The sequence below is a fragment of the Streptomyces sp. LARHCF249 genome (assembly GCF_052871255.1).
Genome location: NZ_JBIXJQ010000007.1, coordinates 45,926 through 63,252, shown reverse-complemented (window position 1 = coordinate 63,252; position 17,327 = coordinate 45,926). Strand labels below are relative to the sequence as shown.

Sequence of the window (17,327 nt, the reverse complement as noted above, 5' to 3'; positions counted from 1 at the left end):
GGGCTCACCGCACGCCGGGCTCGGGTGTCGGTGCCGCCATCACCTTGCTGATCCACTCCAGTGCGCCCTCCCGCATCCCGCGTACGTACGACTTCCCGTTGTGCTCACCATCCTGGATCACCTGCAGCGTGGTGTGCACGGGACCCCTGCCGTAGTCCTTCATGAACTGCTCGGCCTTCTCGCGGCCGGTCTCCGCGGTGCCGATCTGGAAGTTGATGTAGACGTCCGGGCCGCCCGCCTTGATCAGCTTCTCGGCGAGCTTCTCGGGGTTGTTCTCGTCCATGGCCTGCGTGTTCCCGTTCCACAGCGGGGAATCGGGGACGATGTCGACCCCGCTCGCGATGGCCGCCTTGAAGCGGTCGGGGTACTTCAGGACGTGCTTGAAGGCGCCGAATCCGCCCGCGGAGGAGCCCATGAAGGCCCACCCGTCGCGGGAGGTGAAGGTGCGGAAATTGGCCTTCGTGAAATCCGGGATGTCTTCGACCATCCAGGTGCCCATCTTGGGCTGGCCGGGGATGTCCGAGGCGTCGAAGTGGTGCTTGGTGTCGGCGTTGTGCACCGGCATGATCAGGATGAAGGGCAGGCTCGTACCGGCCTTCGCCCCGTCGCTCACGGCCTTCTGGAGGCCGAGGCCCGGTCCCGTCCCCCAGTAGTTCGTGGGGTAGCCGCGGCCGCCGGGCAGGGAGATCAGGACGGGGAAGGCGCTCTTGGCGTACTTCGGGTCGTCGTACTCCTTGGGCACCCACACCCACACGTCGCCCGTGAACCCGGACTTGGGTCCGGTGAGCGTGGTGCGGCCGATCTGGGTGCCGTCGGGCAGCCGGTTGGTGCGGACGAACTCGGCCTTCGGGCCGGTGGGCATGCGTACGCCCGGACGGGTGTCGGCGGCCGTGGCGGCCTTGTCCTTGTCCTTCCCCGTCCCGGTCCCCTTCCCGATCCCCTTCCCCGTCTCCTTGGCCTCGACCTTCCCGAAGGAGACCGGCTCCCCTATGTCCGAGAAGAGCCCGTACTTGTACGCCGCGGCGCCGCCCCCGGCGGCGAGGGTGAGCGCGAGGCCACCGCTGATCAGAAGCAGGCGCAGGCGCTTGGGGCGACGGCCGCCCCCGGTCATGGGGCTGCCGTCGCCTTGCTGGTCATGCTGCACGGATTTGTCCCGTTCCTTCTCCGGCGCTCACGTGGGAGCGCGGGCCGGACCGAATCGGTCCCCCTTACACCCTTTACAGAGGTATGAACGACGGGATGGGTTGCCTGGGACGGATGAGACGTGACGCGACCGGCGGCGTCGGGATCAAGCGGGCCGGGGTCAGGCGGCGTCTTGCTTCGGGGCCTTGAGCACCTTGCTGATCCACTCCAGGGAGCCTTCCTTCATGCCCCGGACGTAGTGCCAGCCGTTGTGCTCGCCGTTCTGGATGTCGCGGATGGTCGTCTTGACGGGGCCCTTGCCGTACGTCTGCACGAACCTCGTCATCCGCTCCTTCCCGCTCTCCTTGGTCCCGATCTGGAAGTTGATGAAGACCTCGGGCCCCTTGGTGTCGATCAGCTTCTGGGCGAGCTTCTCCGGGTTGTTCGCGTCCATCTCCGCCTGGTGGCCCTTCCAGAGCGGGGAGTCGGGGACGATCTCGCCGCCGCTGGCGATCACGGCCTTGAACTTGTCCGGGTGCTGCAGCACGGTCTTCATGCCGACGAAGGCGCCGGAGGAGGAGCCCATGAAGGCCCAGCCGTCGCGGGACTTGTACGTACGGAAGTTGGCCTTGGTGAAGGCCGGGACGTCCTCGGCGATCCAGGTGCCCATCTTGGGCTGGCCGGGGATGTCGGCGCCGTCGTAGTAGTACTTGTTGTCCGGGTTGAGCACCGGCATGACCACGATGAAGGGGAGGCTGGTGCCGGCCCGGACGCCCTCGGTGATGGCCTTCTGCAGGCCGAGGCTGCGGTCGGACCAGTAGTTCGCCGGGAAGCCGTTGCCGCCGGGGAGCGCGATGAGCACCGGGAACCCGCTCTTGGCGTACTTCGGGTCGTCGTACTCCTTGGGCGCCCACACCCATACGTCGCCCTCGAAGCCGGACTTCGCGCCCGCCAGGCGGGTCTTGGCGATGATCGTGCCGTCGTCGAGCTTGGTGGTCTGCTTGAAGTCGGCCTTCGGGCCCGTCGGCATGAGCACGTCCGGGTCGCCGGAGGGCGAGGGCTTGCCGGACGGGGACTGGCTCGGAGCCTGCGGGTCCGCGGCGGCCGGGGTCTGGGTGCCGGTCTTGCCGAAGCTCACGGCCTCACCGTTGCCGGAGAACCAGTCGAGCTTCCAGGCGGCGAATCCGCCGCCGCCGAGTACGAGCGCGAGGGCGGCCACCGCGCTGATCCATATGAGGCGGCGGGAACGCTTGGGCTCCGGCTGGTACGGGTCGTGGTGCACGAACTTCGCTCCGAACGGTCTTGACTGCCCCCGGGGCCGAGGGCAGAACGGCTGGGCACGACGGGGCATGACCGGGCATGACCGGGCACCCACTAGTCCTGATGTACGAAATCCCAGCACAGTTCCAAATCCGAGCAAAAACCCGTCCGGAAAACTCGCCAGAACCCGCCGCGAAACGGGCGGCCCTCAGCGCTGGCCGTCGAGGACCTCCGCGCACCGGCCGAGCAGCCGGATGAGCTGCTCCCGCTCCTCCCCGGTGAACGCGGCGGCCAGCGCCCGCTCCACCCGGACCGCACCGGAGTCGGCCAGCTCCAGCGCCGTGCGCCCCCCGTCCGTCAGCCGGGTCTCCAGCACGTTGCGGTGCCACTCGTGCGGGGTCCGCTCGATGAACCCGCGCTCCTGGAGGTTCTTCAGCACGGTGTTCATGGTCGGCGGGGTGACCCCGCACAGCCGTGCGAGCGCGGCGGCGGAGATGCCGGGCTTCTCGTCCAGCCAGAGCAGCGCGGCGTACTGCGGAACCGTTACTGCGGCCGGCTTGCACGCGGCGTTCTTCGCCGCCAGAAGCGCCTGCTCGGCGCGCTTGATGTGCGAGCCGATGCGCTCCGCGGGGGCCATGGAGGTCATGACCGCATCCTACGGCCCCGACCCTTGCGTCCATTAGAGCTCTCACATACATTCGCCCCCATCCGACTACTAGAGGACACCTGATGAAGCTTCTGGCCACCGCCCTGACCACCGCCCTGGCCGGGGCCCTCACCCTGGGAGCGGCCGCGCCCGCGTCCCCCGCGACGGACGCCCGCATATCCACGGCGTTCTCCATACCCGGCGCGAAGGTGTACCCGGAGGGCATCGCCGCGGATGCCCGTACGCGCACCGTCTACGTCGGCTCGTACGCGGACGGCACCGTCTACCGGGCCCGCCCCGGCCGCTCCGAGGCGGAGGTCTTCCTGCCCGCCGGCACCGACGGCCGCCACACGGCGAACGGACTGCGCGTCGACGCGCAGGGCCGCCTGTGGGTGACGGACTCCACCGCCGGGGTCGCCGTCTACGACACCGCGACCGGGAACCGCCTGGCCCACTTCGAGGTGGCCGGCGACGCGCCCCGCTTCGTCAACGACCTGACGATCACCCCGGACGGCACCGCCTACCTGACGGACAGCATCCGCGGAGCCGTGTACCGGGTGACCCCCGCCCAGCTGGCCGCCGGCAGCGGCGCCCTCGCCGAGGCCTACGACCTCACGCCGGCCCTGCGCCCCCGGCCCGCGGGCGGCTTCAGCCTCAACGGAATCGTCTCGGACCGGGCGGGCCGCTACCTGCTCACCGTCGACATGGTCGAGGGCGACCTCTACCGCGTGGACCTGCGCACCGGCGCCGTCCGCCGCGTCGACCTCGCCGGCGCCGGCCTCAAGGCCGCGGACGGCCTCGACCTCGGCCCCGACGGCACCCTGCGCGTGGCGCACAACACGACGAACACGCTGACCCGCTGGCAGCTCACCGCGGACGGCACCCGCGCCCGCCTGCTGCACACGATCACGGACCCGTCCCTGCAGATCCCCACGACCCTCACCCACACCCGCGGCCGCACTCTGGTGGTCCGCTCCCAGTTCGACAAGGGCGGCCCCATGTCCCCGGGCACCGGCACCCCGACCACCTTCACCATCGCCTCGATCCGCGGCCTCTAGCCCCCGGCGCCTTCCGGAACCGGCACCGCCCAGCTGCCGGTGGGGGCCGGGGCCGGGCCCGGGAGGACGTCGTGGTTGAGGCGGAACAGGTTGTCCGGGCCGTAGCGCCGCTCGACCGCCGCCAGACGGTCGTGGTTCTGCCGGTAGTTGACCCGGACACGGGCCTGGCCCCGGGCGTCGTGGTCCATGAAGTTGACGTAGCCGCCCGCCAGGGAGTGGGGCTCCAGAGCCGCGGCGAACCGGCGCACCCAGTCCTGCTTCGCCTCGCACTCGGTACGTGGGCTGGATACGGGGCGGAGCGTTGCCGAAAAATCATCCGGCCGTGATCGTTGGCTCTCCAGCCTGAGCTTGGGGCCGCTACCGTGAAGCCATGACCGCACTACCCGACTGGATGCGCCCGCCGCGCGCGGAAGGCTGGTTCGCGGAGGACCTCGACCGCCTCCCCGAGGCACCCCGCCACACCGAGCTGATCGACGGAGCCCTCGTCTTCATGATGTCGCCACAGCGGTCCTGGCATGGCCGCCTCGTCACCGCCCTGACCACCACGCTCATGGCGCAGGCGCCGGCCGGCTTCGAGGTCGAGCGCGAAATGACGATTCGCCTGGATGCCCGCAACCGCCCCGAGCCGGACCTCCTGCTGACAGACCTGCCCTACGACCCCGACCGCACCTGGTACGCCCCGGAGGACGTGAAGCTCGTCGTGGAGGCGGTATCGCCCGAGTCCGCCCATCGCGATCGCACAGTAAAGCTCCGCAAGTACGCGGAGGCCGGCATCCCGCACTACTGGTGCATCGAGGACGAGGACGGGGCACCCGTCGTCCACGTCTACGAGCTCGACGAACCCACCGGCGCCTACGCGCCCGCCGGGATCTTCCGGGGCACCCTCCAGCGCCCCGTGCCCTTCGAGGTCAGCCTGGACCTCGACAAGCTCACGCCGCCCCGAAGCAGCTGAAAAGTCAGCACGGGAACGCAGAAAGGGTCGGGCTCGACAGAGCCCGACCCCTTCTGACCTGCATGTTTGCCCCGTCAGCGACGTGGTGTTATGTCATCCGCCCAGACGTTGAAGCGGAACGTGTCGCGTAGAGCTCTGACCTGCGCAAACGTGATTCTGGGCGGGCCAAGTCAGCACAGAATCAGCACGGGATTACGTCATCCATCATGCGGGAGCACTGCCTTCTCCCAGCGGCTCCATGGGGATCTGCTGGACGGCGGACTCCACTGAGCTAGCGCCCTCAATGTCCGGCCCGTGTTCCGGGTTCTGACGTTCCAGTGCCCTCTGAATCTGACGGCTCAGCGCTTCGACGGAGCGCGACTGCCCCTCCTGCGCATCCGCACTTCTCTTGAGATGGTTGGCGATCTGGTGCGCGCTCCACTCCGTCGAATCGGTCTCAAGGGCACTGTCCCTGAGAGCTTCGAGATCCACCGTGTAGATGAGCGGCTCCATGCGACCGAAGGGTCCGTCCGACTCCACCCGGAACTCGTAGACCTTGGGCAGCTCCGAGGAGAACAGTTGATGGCCTACGTCCATGACGAAGGGAATGCGGCGCGTCGGAGGCAGGGTGGCGATGGGACGACCAACAGCACGATTGAGAGTCACGGCCCGCTCGGCCCCCAGAGTGGTCTGCAGCGGCGGGCTCACGGAGATGCGTACATTGCGGGCCAGGGTCTGACCGATGTTCTCGATAGCCAGCACGAGCAGCGATGACCCAGGGATACGAGGCCTGATGTCGACGATGACGTACGGCTCCGCCTGCTCGCGTTGTGCCTTCTCCGTGAGGGCGTTGGCTTGCGCGACCGCTCTCGCCTGACGTCGGTTGTAGACGAGAGCCCAAAACGCGGCCGTCGTCGAAAAGAGGAGAGCCGCCACGGAGATGACCACCGTGGCGATCTGGACCGATGAGTCGCTCATGGCCGGATGCTAGATGGGTGGCCGGTTATGGCGCGGCCAATTACCGAAAGCCCTCCGGCCGGGATCGTTGGCTCTCCAGCTTGCGCTGCGGGCCGCTACCGTGAAGCCATGACCGCACTGCCCGACTGGATGCGCCCGCCGCGCGCGGAAGGCTGGTTCGCGGAGGACCTCGACCGCCTCCCCGAGGCACCCCGCCACACCGAGCTGATCGACGGAGCCCTCGTCTTCATGGTGTCGCCCCAGAGGTGGTGGCACGGCCACCTCGTCACCATGCTCACGGTCGCACTCATGGAGCAGGTGCCCGCCGATACCAGAGTCGGCCGCGAGATGACCATCAAGCTCGACCCGCGCAACCGTCCCGAACCGGACCTGCTGGTGACGACGGCCGACTTCGATGGTGACCGCACCTGGTTCGCACCGGAGGACGTCCAGCTCGTCATCGAGGTCGTCTCCCCCGAGTCCGCCCATCGCGATCGCACAGTAAAGCTCCGCAAGTACGCGGAGGCCGGCATCCCGCACTACTGGTGCATCGAGGACGAGGACGGGGCACCCGTCGTCCACGTCTACGAGCTCGACGAACCCACCGGCGCCTACGCGCCCGCCGGGATCTTCCGGGGCACCCTCAAGCGCCCGGTGCCCTTCGAGGTCAGCCTGGACCTCGACAAGCTCACGCCGCCCCGAAGCAGCTGAAAAGTCAGCACCGAGTCAGCAGGGGAATGCAGAAGGGGTCGGACTCGCCAGAGTCCGACCCCTTCTGACCCCGCACGTTTGACGAAACTATCTAACGTGAAGTAACGAAGCGACTACACGTTGAAGCGGAATTCCACTACGTCGCCGTCCTGCATGACGTAGTCCTTGCCCTCCATGCGGGCCTTGCCCTTGGCGCGGGCTTCTGCGACCGAGCCGCAGTCGACCAGGTCCGCGAAGGAGATGACCTCGGCCTTGATGAAGCCGCGCTGGAAGTCGGTGTGGATCACGCCGGCGGCCTCGGGGGCGGTGGCGCCCTTCTTGATGGTCCAGGCGCGGGTTTCCTTCGGGCCGGCCGTCAGGTAGGTCTGCAGGCCCAGGGTGGTGAAGCCGACGCGGCCGAGGGTGGCCATGCCCGGCTCGTCCTGGCCGACCGACTGGAGGAGTTCGAGGGCCTCGTCGTCCTCCAGCTCGATGAGCTCCTGCTCCAGCTTGGCGTTCAGGAAGATGGCCTCGGCCGGGGCGACCAGGGCGCGCTGCTCGTCCTTGAAGGCCTCGTCCGTCAGCTCGTCCTCGTCCACGTTGAAGACGTAGAGGAAGGGCTTCGTGGTGAGGAGGTGGAGCTCGTGGAGGAGGTCGCCCAGCTCCGTGCCCTTGGTGATGCCCTTGGAGAAGAGGGTGTCGCCCGCTTCGAGGATCTTCTTCGCCTCGACGACGGCCGCGAGGACCGCGACCTTCTCCTTCTGGAGGCGGGACTCCTTCGTCAGGCGCGGCTCCGCCTTCTCGATGGACTGGAGGTCGGCGAGGATCAGCTCGGTGTTGATCGTCTCGATGTCGTCCTTCGGCGAGACCTTGCCGTCGACGTGCACGACGTTCTCGTCCTTGAAGGCGCGGATGACCTGGCAGATCGCGTCCGACTCGCGGATGTTCGCCAGGAACTTGTTGCCCAGGCCCTCGCCCTCCGAGGCGCCGCGGACGATGCCGGCGATGTCGACGAAGTCGACCGTCGCCGGGAGGATGCGCTGCGAGCCGAAGATGCCGGCGAGGACGGCCAGTCGCGCGTCCGGGACGCCGACGACGCCGACGTTCGGCTCGATGGTGGCGAACGGGTAGTTGGCCGCCAGCACGTCGTTCTTGGTCAGGGCGTTGAACAGGGTCGACTTGCCGACATTCGGCAGGCCGACGATTCCGATCGTGAGCGACACGTTGGCGACTTCCCGTAGCTGGAGGGGGCGGCGGCCCAGGAGTGGGCCACCGGACAGTTTACTTTCCGATGAGTGGCAGTCGTTGTACGCGTGTCCCCACACGGATACCGCGCTCGCCCCGCCTAGCGTGGAGGCGTGGAGCAATACAGGACGCGACCGGCACCTCACCCGCAGCGACCCCCCGCCCAGCGCCGGGGGCCGCGGCCCGCGGCCCTGCCCGTCCAGGGCCGCGGCCCGCTGCCCCCGTACGGGCGGCGGATGCCGCGACCCCGGCTGACCGGGCTCGGCGGCGGGCTGTTCGCCTGCGCCGGGATGCTGCTGGCCGGCGGGATCTGCTGGCTGCTGTTCGGTTCCTCGCTCTTCGTCTACGGGCTGCTCTTCCTGCCCGTCGCGGCCGCCACCGCCCTGTGGGTACGGCCCGCCGACCTGATCACCGCCCCGATCACCGTGCCCATCGCCTTCGCCGCCGGAGTGTGGCCCATCTCGGGCGGCTCCGGCGGCTTCGGCGGGCAGCTGATGGGGCTCGTGTCCGCCCTGTCCCTGCACGCGGGCTGGCTGTACGCGGGAACCCTCACCGCCGCCCTGATCGCCCTCGTGCGCAAGGCCGTGCTCATCGGCCGGCGGCGCATGCCACGACGCGTCGCCTAGGCGTCGAAGAGCCTCACGAAGCCGAAGCCGAAGCCGACACCGACACCGAAGCCCGCGCCGCCATCGCCGCTCCCACGATGCCCGCGTTGTTCTGGAGCTTCGCCGGGACGATCTCGGCCCTGATGCCCTCGATCAGCGGCAGGAACTTCTCCGGCTTGCGGCTGACGCCGCCCCCGATGATGAAGAGGTCCGGGGAGAACAGCATCTCCACGTGGGCCAGGTACCGCTGGACGCGGTGCGCCCAGCGCTCCCACGTGAGGTCCCCGTCCTCCTTGGCCTTCACCGACGCCCGCGTCTCCGCGTCGTGGCCCTTCAGCTCCAGGTGCCCGAGTTCCGTGTTCGGGATCAGGCGCCCGTCCGTGAACACGGCGCTCCCGATGCCCGTGCCGAGGGTGAGCAGGATGACCGTGCCGCCGCGCCCGCGCCCGGCCCCGTACGTCATCTCGGCGACGCCCGCCGCGTCCGCGTCGTTGAGGACCGTGACCGGCAGGCCGCCCAGCTCGCGCGAGAGCAGCGCCGCCGCGTCCTCGCCGACCCACCCCTTGTCCATGTTGGCGGCCGAACGGGTGACGCCGCTCGTGACCACCCCCGGGAAGGTGACCCCGACCGGGCCCGACCACGAGAAGGCGCGGACCACCTCCGCCACACAGCCGGCCACCCCGTCGGGGGTGGCCGGCTGTGGTGTCAGTACCTTGTGGCGCTCCTGCGCCAGGTCGCCGCGGTCCAGGTCCACGGGAGCGCCCTTGATCCCGGAACCGCCGATGTCCACACCCATGATCTGCATGGACATACCGTACGAAAGGAGTTACTTGTCGGCGACCAGTTCGGCCGCTTCGGCGCGCAGGTCGCGGCGCAGTTCCTTCGGGAGGGAGAAGACGATGGACTCCTCCGCCGTCTTGACGATCTCGACGTCCGCGTAGCCGCGCTCCGCCAGCCACTCGAGGACCTCCTCGACGAGGACCTCCGGCACCGAGGCGCCCGAGGTCAGGCCGACCGTGGTGACGCCCTCCAGCCAGGCCTCGTCGATCTCGCTCGCGAAGTCGACCAGGTACGCGGCGCGCGCGCCCGCGTCGAGGGCGACCTCGACCAGCCGGATCGAGTTCGAGGAGTTCTTGGAGCCGACGACGACGACCAGGTCCGAGTCGGCGCCCATGGCCTTGACCGCGGCCTGCCGGTTGGAGGTGGCGTAGCAGATGTCGTCGCTCGGCGGGGAGACGAGGAGCGGGAACTTCGTCTTCAGCGCGTCGACCGTCTCCATGGTCTCGTCGACGGAGAGGGTGGTCTGCGACAGCCAGACGACCTTGGACTCGTCGCGCACCTCGACCTTGGCGACGTCGTCCGGACCGTCGACGATCGTGATGTGCTCCGGGGCCTCGCCGGAGGTGCCGATGACCTCCTCGTGGCCCTCGTGGCCGATGAGGAGGATGTCGAAGTCCTCGTTCGCGTACCGGATGGCTTCCTTGTGCACCTTGGTGACCAGCGGGCACGTCGCGTCGATCGTCGCGAGCTTGCCGCGCGCCGCCTCCTCGTGCACCACCGGCGCCACGCCGTGCGCCGAGAACATCACGATGGAGCCCTCGGGGACCTCCTCCGTCCGCTCGACGAAGATGGCGCCCTTCTTCTCCAGCGTCTGGACGACGTACTTGTTGTGCACGATCTCGTGGCGGACGTAGACCGGCGCACCGTACTGCTCGAGAGCCTTCTCGACAGCGATCACGGCTCGGTCCACGCCCGCGCAGTAGCCGCGGGGTGCGGCGAGCAGGACACGGCGGGAAGCGGGAGCAGTCATGGGCTCCATCGTACGGGGGTCTCCAGCAGGCCGGGCGTCGCCCGTTCGGCAGAGACTGGGTCGCATGTCCGTACCACCTATCCCCCGGAGGAACGATGGCGTCCGTTGCGGAGCCCCGTACGGAACACAAGGGACTGCGGCGGAGCCTGGGCTTCCGGGACCTGGTCGTCTACGGACTGCTGTTCATCGCGCCGATGGCCCCGGTCGGGGTCTTCGGCACCCTGGACGCCAGGTCGCACGGCGCCGTGGCCCTCGTCTACCTCGTCGCAACGGTCGCCATGGCCTTCACCGCCTTCTCGTACGCCCAGATGGTGCGGGTCGCCCCGCAGGCCGGCTCGGTCTTCACCTATGCCCGCAAGGGCCTGGGTGAGGGGCCGGGCCTGATCGCCGGGTGGATGGCGATGCTCGACTACCTGCTGATCCCGGCGGTCGCGTACCTGTTCTCGGGGATCGCGATGAACGCCCTGGTGCCGGAGGTCTCCCGGTGGGTGTGGACGGCCCTGGCGGTCGTGGTCACGACCCTGCTGAACCTGTGGGGCGTACGGGCGGCCGCGCGCGTGGGCTTCGCCGTGCTGGCCATGGAGATCCTGGTGCTCCTGGTCTTCCTGGTCGCCGCGGTGACCGTCCTGGTGCGGGACGGGGCGCAGCGCGGCTGGCTGTCCCCGCTGACCGGCGACGGCTCGCTGGGCTTCTCGACGGCCGCGGTCCTGGGCGCGGTGTCGGTGGCGGTGCTCTCGTACCTGGGCTTCGACGCGATCGCCTCGTTCGCCGAGGAGGTGACGGGGGGCTCGGCGCGGGTGGCCCGGGCGGTGCTGTTCTGCCTGGCGCTGGCCGGGGTGCTGTTCATCGCCCAGACCTACCTCGTGGCGCTGCTCAGCCCGGTCACCTCGGCGGAGCTGGCGGCCGATCCGGAGCAGCAGGGGCCGGCGTTCTACAACGCGGTGGAGGCTTCGGTCGGCTTCTGGCTGCACGACCTGGTGGCGGTCTCCAAGGCGATCGGGGCGGCCTTCGCGGCGCTGGCCGGGCAGGCGGCGGCCGGGCGGCTGCTGTTCGCGATGGCCCGGGAGCGGCGGCTGCCGGGCGTGCTCGCGCGGACCTCGGACGGTACGCCGCGCCCGGCGCTGCTGGTGGCGGCCACGGTGACCCTGGTCGCGGCGGTGTGGGCGGCGCGGCGCGACGACGGGCTCGACCATCTGGTGTCGGTCGTCGACGTCGGGGCGCTGGTGGCCTTCACGCTGCTGCACGCCTCGGTGGTGGGCTGGTTCGTCGTCCGGCGCCGCGGGGGCCCGCCCAGCCGGTGGAAGCACCTGGTGGTCCCGGTGCTGGGCGCGGCGGTGACGGTCGCGGTGATCGCGGAGGCCTCCTGGACGGCGCAGGTGGTGGGGGCCGTGTGGCTGGCGGTGGGGCTGGGGCTGCTGGTGGTGCAGCGCGGCCGCCGGGATGCCGCCGCCGGCGCCGATGCCCACGCCGATGCCGGGGCCGGGGCAGAGGCCGGGACCGACACCGGCCCCCGAGCCTGAGACGCTGTCAGTGCCGCCCGATAGCCTGCGCACATGGGTCTGAATACGTCGGCCGAGGCGCCGCTGCCGGTAGGCCAGGTGTCCCGGCTCATCGGGGGCTGGATCGAGCGGCTCGGCCAGGTGTGGGTGGAGGGGCAGATCACGCAGCTCTCGCGGCGGCCGGGGGCGGGGGTGGTCTTCCTGACGCTGCGCGACCCCTCGCACGACATCTCGGTCAGCGTGACGTGCTTCCGCCAGGTCTTCGACGAGGTCGCGGACGTCGTGTCGGAGGGTGCGCGCGTCGTCCTGCTGGCCAAGCCGGAGTGGTACGCCCCGCGCGGGCAGCTGTCCCTGCGGGCCACGGAGATACGGCCGGTCGGCATCGGGGAGCTGCTGGCCCGGCTGGAGCGCCTGAAGCGGTCGCTGGCCTCGGAGGGCCTGTTCGCGCTGGACCGCAAGAAGCCGCTGCCGTTCCTGCCGCAGCTGGTCGGGCTGGTGGTCGGCCGGGCCTCGGCGGCCGAGCGCGACGTACTGGAGAACGCCCGGCGCCGCTGGCCGGCGGTCCGCTTCGAGGTGCGCAACGTCGCCGTGCAGGGGGTGCACGCGGTGCCCCAGGTGATCCAGGCGGTCAAGGAGCTCGACGCCCTCGACGAGGTCGACGTGATCATCGTGGCGCGGGGCGGCGGCAGCGTGGAGGACCTGCTGCCCTTCTCCGACGAGGAGGTCGTACGGGCGGTCGCGGCGGCCCGTACCCCGGTGGTCTCGGCGATCGGCCACGAGCCGGACTCCCCGCTGCTGGACCTGGTCGCGGACCTGCGGGCCTCCACGCCCACGGACGCGGCCAAGAAGGTGGTCCCGGACGTCGGCGAGGAACTGGAGCGGGTACGCCAGCTGCAGGGCCGGGGGCTGCGCGCGGTGACCGGGCTGCTGGACCGGGAGGAGCGCGGCCTCGCGCACGCCCTCGCCCGGCCGGTGTTCGTGCACCCGCAGCGGATGGTGGAGACCCGCGAGGACGAGCTGGAGGCCCTGCTCGGACGCAGCCGGCGGACGCTGGGCCATCTGCTGGACCGGGCCGACTCGGAGCTCGCGCACACCCTCGCCCGGGTGGTGGCGCTGTCGCCGGCCGCGACGCTCGAGCGCGGGTACGCGGTGCTCCAGCGGGCCGACGGGCACGTGGTGCGCTCCCCGGAGGAAGTCGCGGAGGGCGAGCCGCTGCACGCGCGGGTGGCGGAGGGGTCGTTCTCCGTACGGGTCGCCGCCCCCGAATAGCACACAAGTCGTTGTATTACACACATAAGGTGGAACCTGGAATGGCAGAGGCCGAGACGGCGCTGGGGTACGAGCAGGCCCGCGACGAGCTCATCGAGGTCGTCCGCAAGCTGGAGGCCGGCGGTACCTCGCTGGAGGACTCGCTCGCCCTCTGGGAGCGCGGCGAGGAGCTGGCGAAGGTGTGCCGGCACTGGCTGGAGGGGGCCAGGGCCCGGCTGGACTCGGCGCTCGCGGCGCGCGACGCGGCGGCCGAGGAGGAGTGAGTCCTGTCACGACCGGAGTCATTTAGTTGAAAATTCATCTACTTCCGCCGTAGTGTCGGGGACATCGCTTCACCCCCGTATGGAAGAAGGCTTTCCGATGTCTCTCGTTCTTGACTCCGCCGCGCAGGACCTGCTGTTCCGCGAGGCCCGCACGGCCAACTCGTTCACCGACGAGCCGGTCACCGAGGAGCAGGTGCAGGCCATCTACGACCTGGTGAAGTACGGCCCCACCGCGTTCAACCAGACCCCGCTGCGCATCACCCTGGTCCGCTCCCCCGAGGCCCGCGAGCGCCTCGTGCGGCACCTGGCCGAGGGCAACCAGGCCAAGACCGCCGCCGCGCCGCTGGTCGCGATCCTCTCCGCGGACAACGAGTTCCACGACGAGCTCCCGGCCCTGCTGCCGCACTTCCCGCAGGCCAAGGACATGTTCTTCGCCGAGCGCCCGGTCCGCGAGCAGTCCGCCCTGCTCAACGCCGCGCTGCAGGCCGCGTACTTCATCGTCGGCGTCCGCGCCGCCGGCCTGGCCGCGGGTCCGATGACGGGCGCCGACCTCGCGGGCATCCAGAAGGAGTTCCTGGACGCCGACCACACCCCGCTGATGGTCGTCAACATCGGCAAGCCGGGCGAGGACGCCTGGTTCCCGCGCTCCCCGCGCCTGGCGTTCGACGAGGTCGTCACCACCGTCTGAGCCGCCGCACGGCACCCCGTACGGCACCCCCGTACGGCAAAACGGCCGCGCGCCCCGGAGAGATCCGGAGCGCGCGGCCGTTTTCGTACGCCTGCCAGGCGGGCGTTACGCGCCCTGCTGGCCCTGCTTGAACTCCAGCGCCGCCGCCATCGCGCCGAGCTGCTCGAAGGAGGCCGTCCCGGTGACCACCGTGACGTACCCCTGCTCCCGCTTCACGAGGGCGTCGTACTTCTCACCGTCCCAGCGCTCCCACACCGCGTCGCCGACCTGCTGGGTCTGCCCGGTGGCCGTCGCCTTCTGGGTGACCGCGGCGATGTACTTGGCGGAGGTGTCCGTGGACTGCTCCACCGACACGTACTGCCGGTCGGGGTCCTGGAAGCCCAGGTGCCAGGCGTTGGAGTCCTTGCGCTGGTACGTCACCGAGGTCGCCCGCCACTCCGCTGGCAGCCCCACCGGGACCGCCACGGGGTACGGGGCGGCGCGCCGGGCCGTGAGCGTCTCCACCCGGTAGTCGACCGTGCGCGTCGGATCGGCTTCGTCGTCATGCGGGACGAAGAGGTAGATCCCCGCGACCACAACGCCGATCACCGCCAGCGACCGGACCATGTCCCAGATCGTCTGCTTGCCTTTCATACCTGCCACGGCACCATCGTCCCGTATGCGCGGGAGCGATCACCGCCGGGGTGGCCCCGAGCCCCCGCGCGGCGCGCCTCCGCGGCCTGCGCGCCGCCTGCAAGACGTCCGCTCAGGCCAATCGACTGACCGATATTCCGCTCATACGTGACCCGGCCTGCTCAATATGTCGACGTACCGATAGAGTTCCAGCACCCTCACTTCCCGGCCGTCGCCGTACAGAAAGGTGCGCTCCGATGACCGAGCACAACCTGCCGCCCCAGCTCGAAGTCTCTCCGGAGGCCCCCGACCGCAACCTCGCCCTGGAACTCGTACGGGTCACCGAGGCCGCCGCCATGGCCGCCGGCCGGTGGGTCGGACGCGGTGACAAGATCGGCGCGGACGGGGCCGCGGTCAACGCGATGCGCACCCTGATCTCCACCGTCTCGATGAACGGCGTCGTCGTCATCGGCGAGGGGGAGAAGGACGAAGCCCCCATGCTCTTCAACGGCGAGCGGGTGGGCGACGGCACCGGCGCCGAGGTCGACATCGCCGTGGACCCGATCGACGGCACCACCCTGAACGCCAAGGGCATGCCCAACGCGATCGCCGTCCTGGCCGCCGCCGACCGCGGCACCATGTTCGACCCGTCCGCCGTCTTCTACATGGAGAAGCTGGTCACGGGCCCCGAGGCCGCCGACTTCGTCGACATCAACGCCCCCGTGTCGGTGAACATCCGCCGCGTCGCCAAGGCCAAGAACATGGCCGTCGAGGACGTCACCGTCGTCATCCTGGACCGCCCCCGCCACGAGGGCATCGTCAAGGAGATCCGCGAGACCGGCGCCCGGATCAAGTTCATCTCGGACGGCGACGTCGCGGGCTCGGTCATGGCGGTGCGCGAGGGCACCGGCGTGGACCTGCTCCTCGGCATCGGCGGCACCCCCGAGGGCATCATCTCGGCCTGCGCCATAAAGTGCCTCGGCGGCACGATCCAGGGCAAGCTGTGGCCGAAGGACGACGCCGAGCGCCAGCGCGCGCTGGACGCCGGCCACGACCTGGACCGCGTCCTGTTCACGGACGACCTGGTGTCCGGCGAGAACGTCTTCTTCGTCGCCACCGGCATCACGGACGGCGAGCTGCTGCGCGGCGTCCACTACCGCTCGGAGACCGCGACCACGTCCTCGCTGGTCATGCGCTCGAAGTCGGGCACGATCCGGCAGATCGACTCGACGCACCGCCTGTCGAAGCTCCGCGCGTACAGCGCGGTCGACTTCGACCGCGCCCAGTAGCCTCCGGCCGGGCAGCACGAGAGGGGCGGTCACCGTGTGCGGCGGTGACCGCCCCTCTGCCGTGTCCACGCACTCCGTACGGGTCGGCCTAGCCCGCGGCGGCTATGGAGCCCGGCCCCGGCGCCTGGCGCAGTTCCGCCGAGCGGCGGCGCATCCGTGCCAGGACCACGCGGCGTTCGGCGGCGGTGAGGCCGCCCCAGACCCCGTACGGCTCGGGCTGGAGCAGCGCGTGCTCGCGGCAGGCGACCATGACCGGGCAGCGTGCGCAGACGCGCTTGGCGGCCTCCTCGCGGGAGAGCCGGGCCGCCGTGGGCTCTTTGGAGGGGGCGAAGAACAGGCCCGCCTCGTCGCGACGGCACACCGCCTCCGCATGCCATGGGCCGTCCTCAGCCCTCACCGGCACCCGCGGCTTCGGCATGACGGCAACCTTCAGGGACTGATGCGGCGGATGCGGCACGGTCTACTCCTGACGACGGGTACGCGAGCGAGAGACGATGCACCTGTCCCTACCCGCTGTGCGCGCCCCTATGCACTGGGTGCCGGCGGGCGGCGGGGTTTCGTCCGAAACGCGACCCCCGTGACGGACGGGTCCCAGCCGCCTCAGTCGTCCCAGCCGTCCCAGCCGTCTCAGTCGGCTGACAGGCGCTTGCGCATCCGGTCCGCCAGATCGACCAGCCGGGCGCCGAGCCTGGGCCGCGCCTCGATGTTGCCCAGCAGGGCGAAGCCGCGGACGATCACGACCGGGGCCTGCGGGTCGGTCGCCCCGCGGCCCTCGCCGCGCACCTCGAAGTTGCCGAGGACCCCGCTTCCGTAGCCGCGCAGGGTGACGTTCTCCGGGACCAGGACCTCGACGTTCCCCAGCACGCAGGTCACGTTGATCTCGGTGACCTGCTGTTCGAAGACCGCCTGGGTGAGGTCGATGCTGATGTCGCCCATGACCGAGACCGCGCGGGTGAGCGCACCCGGCCGCCACCGGCCCTTGCGGGCGGAGCTGCTGCACACGGCGACGACCGTCTCGGTGTAGCCCGCCGCGGTGTGGGTCGCGTACGCGGGCGCGGCCGGGGGCGAGGTGTGGCCGGCGCCCGGCGCGGGGAGGTCCCGTACGAGCGCTTCCAGCTCGCCCACCGTCTTGACGGCGTACAGCGAGTCCAGGCGCTCGGAGTGTTCCTCGGAGGTCAGCCGGCCCTCGGCGAGGGCGTCGGCGAGGATCTGCGCGATCCGGTCCCGGTCGGCGTCGGAGGCACGCAGTTCGGCCGCCGTGGGGGCGGGAGCCGGCGCGGGGGCAGGGGCGGCGGGGTGCTTTTCCAAGTCCACGGGACCCAGCATAGCGAGACACGATAGATCGCGATACTGCCGAGTGAGCCTTACCTCACAGACACGGGC

At 70.3% G+C, this 17,327-nt stretch carries 20 protein-coding genes; 9 read left to right on the top strand and 11 right to left on the bottom strand.

Going from position 1 to position 17,327, the window contains the following annotated elements; genetic code table 11:
- Nucleotides 1-4 precede the first annotated feature (4 nt).
- The 3 genes from ACIPUC_RS21250 to ACIPUC_RS21240 form a co-directional block, all read right to left on the bottom strand.
- Nucleotides 5-1,144 (bottom strand): alpha/beta hydrolase, encoded by a 1,140-nt coding sequence (locus ACIPUC_RS21250; RefSeq protein ID WP_446591281.1) that lies wholly within the window; start codon nucleotides 1,142-1,144, stop codon nucleotides 5-7.
- A gap of 159 nt (nucleotides 1,145-1,303) precedes the next feature.
- Nucleotides 1,304-2,404: an alpha/beta hydrolase gene (locus tag ACIPUC_RS21245; protein ID WP_446591279.1), complete on the bottom strand. Its 1,101-nt coding sequence runs from the start codon at nucleotides 2,402-2,404 to the stop codon at nucleotides 1,304-1,306.
- Between the two features lie 186 nt (nucleotides 2,405-2,590).
- Nucleotides 2,591-3,028: a MarR family winged helix-turn-helix transcriptional regulator gene (locus ACIPUC_RS21240; protein WP_446591278.1), complete on the bottom strand. Its 438-nt coding sequence runs from the start codon at nucleotides 3,026-3,028 to the stop codon at nucleotides 2,591-2,593.
- An 83-nt stretch (nucleotides 3,029-3,111) separates the two neighbouring features.
- Between ACIPUC_RS21240 and ACIPUC_RS21235 the strand changes: the two genes are divergently transcribed.
- Nucleotides 3,112-4,086 (top strand): SMP-30/gluconolactonase/LRE family protein, encoded by a 975-nt coding sequence (locus ACIPUC_RS21235; protein ID WP_446591276.1) that lies wholly within the window; start codon nucleotides 3,112-3,114, stop codon nucleotides 4,084-4,086.
- Here ACIPUC_RS21235 and ACIPUC_RS21230 read toward each other — a convergent pair.
- On the bottom strand, nucleotides 4,083-4,334 hold the full coding sequence (locus tag ACIPUC_RS21230; RefSeq protein WP_446591275.1) for a BBE domain-containing protein: 252 nt from the start codon (nucleotides 4,332-4,334) through the stop codon (nucleotides 4,083-4,085). The two genes, ACIPUC_RS21235 and ACIPUC_RS21230, sit on opposite strands and share 4 nt — an antisense overlap.
- Nucleotides 4,335-4,456: 122 nt before the next feature.
- Here ACIPUC_RS21230 and ACIPUC_RS21225 point away from each other — a divergent pair, with 122 nt between their 5' ends.
- A complete protein-coding gene (locus ACIPUC_RS21225; RefSeq protein WP_362392370.1) occupies nucleotides 4,457-5,038 on the top strand; it encodes a Uma2 family endonuclease in 582 nt (193 codons plus the stop codon).
- A 204-nt stretch (nucleotides 5,039-5,242) separates the two neighbouring features.
- On the opposite strand, the gene ACIPUC_RS21220 is transcribed toward ACIPUC_RS21225, so the two are convergent.
- Nucleotides 5,243-5,995 carry a hypothetical protein gene (locus ACIPUC_RS21220; RefSeq protein WP_446591273.1) on the bottom strand — a complete coding sequence of 251 codons (753 nt, stop codon included), beginning with the start codon at nucleotides 5,993-5,995 and terminating at the stop codon, nucleotides 5,243-5,245.
- A gap of 108 nt (nucleotides 5,996-6,103) precedes the next feature.
- On the opposite strand from ACIPUC_RS21220, the gene ACIPUC_RS21215 reads away from it, so the two are divergent.
- Nucleotides 6,104-6,685, top strand: coding sequence for a Uma2 family endonuclease (locus tag ACIPUC_RS21215; protein ID WP_446591272.1), 582 nt, complete (start codon nucleotides 6,104-6,106; stop codon nucleotides 6,683-6,685).
- A 113-nt stretch (nucleotides 6,686-6,798) separates the two neighbouring features.
- Here the strand turns inward: ACIPUC_RS21215 and ychF are convergent, their stop codons facing one another.
- Nucleotides 6,799-7,887 carry a redox-regulated ATPase YchF gene (gene ychF, locus ACIPUC_RS21210; RefSeq protein ID WP_446591270.1) on the bottom strand — a complete coding sequence of 363 codons (1,089 nt, stop codon included), beginning with the start codon at nucleotides 7,885-7,887 and terminating at the stop codon, nucleotides 6,799-6,801.
- Nucleotides 7,888-8,145: 258 nt separating this feature from the next.
- Here ychF and ACIPUC_RS21205 point away from each other — a divergent pair, with 258 nt between their 5' ends.
- Nucleotides 8,146-8,535 carry a DUF6542 domain-containing protein gene (locus ACIPUC_RS21205; RefSeq protein ID WP_446591269.1) on the top strand — a complete coding sequence of 130 codons (390 nt, stop codon included), beginning with the start codon at nucleotides 8,146-8,148 and terminating at the stop codon, nucleotides 8,533-8,535.
- Nucleotides 8,536-8,548: 13 nt separating this feature from the next.
- On the opposite strand, the gene ppgK is transcribed toward ACIPUC_RS21205, so the two are convergent.
- The gene (gene ppgK / locus ACIPUC_RS21200) at nucleotides 8,549-9,319 is read right to left on the bottom strand and encodes a polyphosphate--glucose phosphotransferase (RefSeq protein ID WP_446591267.1); all 771 of its coding nucleotides are present in this window, start codon (nucleotides 9,317-9,319) and stop codon (nucleotides 8,549-8,551) included.
- 21 nt (nucleotides 9,320-9,340) lie between these two features.
- A complete protein-coding gene (locus ACIPUC_RS21195) occupies nucleotides 9,341-10,333 on the bottom strand; it encodes a 4-hydroxy-3-methylbut-2-enyl diphosphate reductase (RefSeq protein WP_446591266.1) in 993 nt (330 codons plus the stop codon).
- A gap of 86 nt (nucleotides 10,334-10,419) precedes the next feature.
- On the opposite strand from ACIPUC_RS21195, the gene ACIPUC_RS21190 reads away from it, so the two are divergent.
- From ACIPUC_RS21190 to ACIPUC_RS21175, 4 genes are all read left to right on the top strand, one after another.
- Nucleotides 10,420-11,844 carry an APC family permease gene (locus ACIPUC_RS21190; protein ID WP_446591265.1) on the top strand — a complete coding sequence of 475 codons (1,425 nt, stop codon included), beginning with the start codon at nucleotides 10,420-10,422 and terminating at the stop codon, nucleotides 11,842-11,844.
- A 33-nt stretch (nucleotides 11,845-11,877) separates the two neighbouring features.
- Complete coding sequence (gene xseA / locus ACIPUC_RS21185) at nucleotides 11,878-13,092, top strand: exodeoxyribonuclease VII large subunit (protein ID WP_446591263.1); 1,215 nt, start codon at nucleotides 11,878-11,880, stop codon at nucleotides 13,090-13,092.
- Between the two features lie 41 nt (nucleotides 13,093-13,133).
- Complete coding sequence (locus tag ACIPUC_RS21180) at nucleotides 13,134-13,355, top strand: exodeoxyribonuclease VII small subunit (protein WP_362594787.1); 222 nt, start codon at nucleotides 13,134-13,136, stop codon at nucleotides 13,353-13,355.
- A 97-nt stretch (nucleotides 13,356-13,452) separates the two neighbouring features.
- Nucleotides 13,453-14,043, top strand: coding sequence for a malonic semialdehyde reductase (locus tag ACIPUC_RS21175; RefSeq protein WP_446591262.1), 591 nt, complete (start codon nucleotides 13,453-13,455; stop codon nucleotides 14,041-14,043).
- 105 nt (nucleotides 14,044-14,148) lie between these two features.
- On the opposite strand, the gene ACIPUC_RS21170 is transcribed toward ACIPUC_RS21175, so the two are convergent.
- Entirely contained in the window at nucleotides 14,149-14,676 is a 528-nt protein-coding gene (locus ACIPUC_RS21170) for a DUF4245 domain-containing protein (protein WP_446591865.1), read from the bottom strand.
- A gap of 236 nt (nucleotides 14,677-14,912) precedes the next feature.
- On the opposite strand from ACIPUC_RS21170, the gene glpX reads away from it, so the two are divergent.
- Nucleotides 14,913-15,944 carry a class II fructose-bisphosphatase gene (gene glpX / locus ACIPUC_RS21165; RefSeq protein WP_446591261.1) on the top strand — a complete coding sequence of 344 codons (1,032 nt, stop codon included), beginning with the start codon at nucleotides 14,913-14,915 and terminating at the stop codon, nucleotides 15,942-15,944.
- Nucleotides 15,945-16,032: 88 nt separating this feature from the next.
- On the opposite strand, the gene ACIPUC_RS21160 is transcribed toward glpX, so the two are convergent.
- Complete coding sequence (locus ACIPUC_RS21160) at nucleotides 16,033-16,401, bottom strand: WhiB family transcriptional regulator (RefSeq protein WP_446591260.1); 369 nt, start codon at nucleotides 16,399-16,401, stop codon at nucleotides 16,033-16,035.
- A gap of 170 nt (nucleotides 16,402-16,571) precedes the next feature.
- The gene (locus tag ACIPUC_RS21155; protein WP_446591259.1) at nucleotides 16,572-17,258 is read right to left on the bottom strand and encodes a DUF1707 SHOCT-like domain-containing protein; all 687 of its coding nucleotides are present in this window, start codon (nucleotides 17,256-17,258) and stop codon (nucleotides 16,572-16,574) included.
- Nucleotides 17,259-17,327: the final 69 nt, after the last annotated feature.